The organism is Undibacterium sp. SXout20W, from assembly GCF_049340285.1.
Lineage (GTDB): Bacteria > Pseudomonadota > Gammaproteobacteria > Burkholderiales > Burkholderiaceae_D > Undibacterium.
In genome coordinates, this window is record NZ_JBMPPH010000091.1 from 1 (window position 1) to 2,271 (window position 2,271).

Here is a 2,271-nt window from a genome sequence, read left to right on the forward strand (position 1 = left end):
TTTTCTGAAAACTGCTGGCATCATTTTGATCAATTCCTAACGGATTGAACAAAATTTTATTGAGGTGGCTACGCCCAGAATCAATATTACTTTGATTCCTTAGCCTCAAATTATGCTCACTTGCTTGTGTAATATGAGATCTGTTTTTCAGTTTTTTTGTTCTTAAAATTGCATACATGTATTCAGGTTTTTGTTGTTGTTTTTTTATCTCCTGAATTAATTGTAGTTTAATTTTTTATGCAGTCAACGGCAAAACCTTTGAGATAACTTTTAGTTATCGTCACCTACTATTGCAACCTAGCGAGCTAGGTTGCGTAGGCTCTACGAGGTAAGCAAAAAACCAAATCAAAAACAACAATAAAACCTTTAAGGATTACATCCTTAAAAATCCTGTTCCGAATAAAAAAATCCAGCATAAATGCTGGATAATTTTTTAATCGGTTGGTAATTTTTTTCTTAACCTTTCACTTTCAGGAATGGTTTTATTATCCATAATAATTTAAGTTGCTGTTGATTTACAATCTCAGCTAACCGATCCACGCTGAATTTATTTGAGTAGGTTGCTACATTAACTGATTCAATTTCATGACCAAAAAATTGACAACGTGGTTCATAAGGAACTTCATTTTTCATAAAATAATCATTTAAAAATTTTCGTAAGGAATGAAAAACCAACTTACCACGATTAATTTTTAATTCAAATAAGTGACGAGCAAATTTTTTACCGACTGCATTCCCTGATCCTTTTCCATTCCGATCAACATACCTAAAAATAAAATTTTCTTTGGTATCAATAAATTCTTTAAAGTCATCGTCAAATAATTGATTAGGTAATGGTACTTCTCTTTTCCCTGCGGATGTTTTTGAATCACGAATAATAATCATATGATTATTTTGCTCTGAAACCTGAAATTGAGATTTAGTCAGTGAAGTTATTTCCGAAATTCTGCAACCAGTAATTAAACCCAATAACAAAACATAGTAATAATCTGGGTCAGATTTTTTTTGTTCTCTGTAATACTCACTGGAAAAAATTTGTTTAATTTCTTCAGGTTCAAAAATTAAATATCCATCAGATAATTTTTGACGTTTGGTCAGTAGTGACATATTTTCAGCAGGATTTTTTTGATTAAGTAGGTATCCCTGTTTAATCGCAAAATTTAACAAGGCTTTAATATAGCCAACTTTTCCATCTATCGTTCTTGGAACATTACCCTTACCTGCTAAAAATTCTTGGAATCGGGTTATATCTCCAACTTGAATATCAGAAATATAACATTTCAATTTAAAAAATGTTTCAAATTCCTTAACAGTATTTTTATGAGCTAATACTGTTGCAGGTTTCACTTTTTTCAATAAAAAATACTTATCTAACAATTCCAACAGAGTGAGTGACTTCGTAGAAGTGGCCCTGTCCAGGGAGCTTTCTTTTAATATGGGTTGTTGCTTTTGACTTTGGTTTTCTCGCATTAGAGCTAACGTTTCTAATAATCGTTGATGATCCTCAGGACCATCAGACCTAGCAATACCTCTAGAAAGGTCCAGTTCGTATTTTTTTACATTATTAAGGTCAATACTCATCTGAATGCCTTCAAGTAGTTTGCAGGCTCTTATGATAGCAACTTGACGATCTGCTGTATGCAGTGATCGTTTAAATTGTTTACCGTGGATACGGGTATGAAAATAGTAGGAAGAATTGCGAAGATAAACTGGCAAATTGAGCATGGTTGCTACCAAATTTGCTACCAGCCCAAAAGGAAAAGGTCTTATAACTCATTGAATTATAAGACCTTTTTTATATTGGCGGAGTGGACGGGGCTCGAACCCGCGACCCCCGGCGTGACAGGCCGGTATTCTAACCAACTGAACTACCACTCCTAAACCTTAAAACCTTGTCCTGCATGTATCTATCTGTGGTGGGTGCTGAGAGGCTCGAACTCCCGACCTACGCCTTGTAAGGGCGCCGCTCTACCAACTGAGCTAAGCACCCATATTCTTGCTTAGTCAGACAAATACTTCGATGCTGTGTCACCAACATCAACAGAAGCAATATTATAGTACGCTTACTGCTTTTTGTCTAGTGCTTTTGTAAGTAATTTCGTTTATTTTCTGGATACTACTTACAAAATTCTACTATTCTCACTTAAAAGCAAAACCCCTCACTGTTTTCACAGGGAGGGGTAGCAATAGGGAGCCTGACGATAACCTACTTTCACACTGGTTGCAGCACTATCATTGGCGCAGAGTCGTTTCACGGTCCTGTTCGGGATG

Annotated in this window: 2 protein-coding genes and 2 tRNA genes; all 4 read right to left on the reverse strand. The window is 35.4% G+C overall.

Annotation, left to right across the window (positions count from 1 at the left end):
• A partial coding sequence (locus tag ACO0K1_RS19990; protein WP_423028939.1) for a plasmid recombination protein occupies positions 1–178 on the reverse strand: 178 nt, incomplete at its 3' end.
• A gap of 278 nt (positions 179–456) precedes the next feature.
• On the reverse strand, positions 457–1,725 hold the full coding sequence (locus ACO0K1_RS19995; protein WP_423028937.1) for a phage integrase SAM-like domain-containing protein: 1,269 nt from the start codon (positions 1,723–1,725) through the stop codon (positions 457–459).
• Between the two features lie 76 nt (positions 1,726–1,801).
• A tRNA-Asp gene (locus ACO0K1_RS20000) sits at positions 1,802–1,878 on the reverse strand.
• A gap of 36 nt (positions 1,879–1,914) precedes the next feature.
• Positions 1,915–1,990, reverse strand: a tRNA-Val gene (locus tag ACO0K1_RS20005).
• Between the last annotated feature and the right edge of the window lie 281 nt (positions 1,991–2,271).

Bases quoted from the DNA above. Each gene is read 5' to 3' on its own strand.
- ACO0K1_RS19995 (WP_423028937.1), bottom strand. From the start codon at position 1,725: ATGCTCAATTTGCCAGTTTATCTTCGCAATTCTTCCTACTATTTTCAT.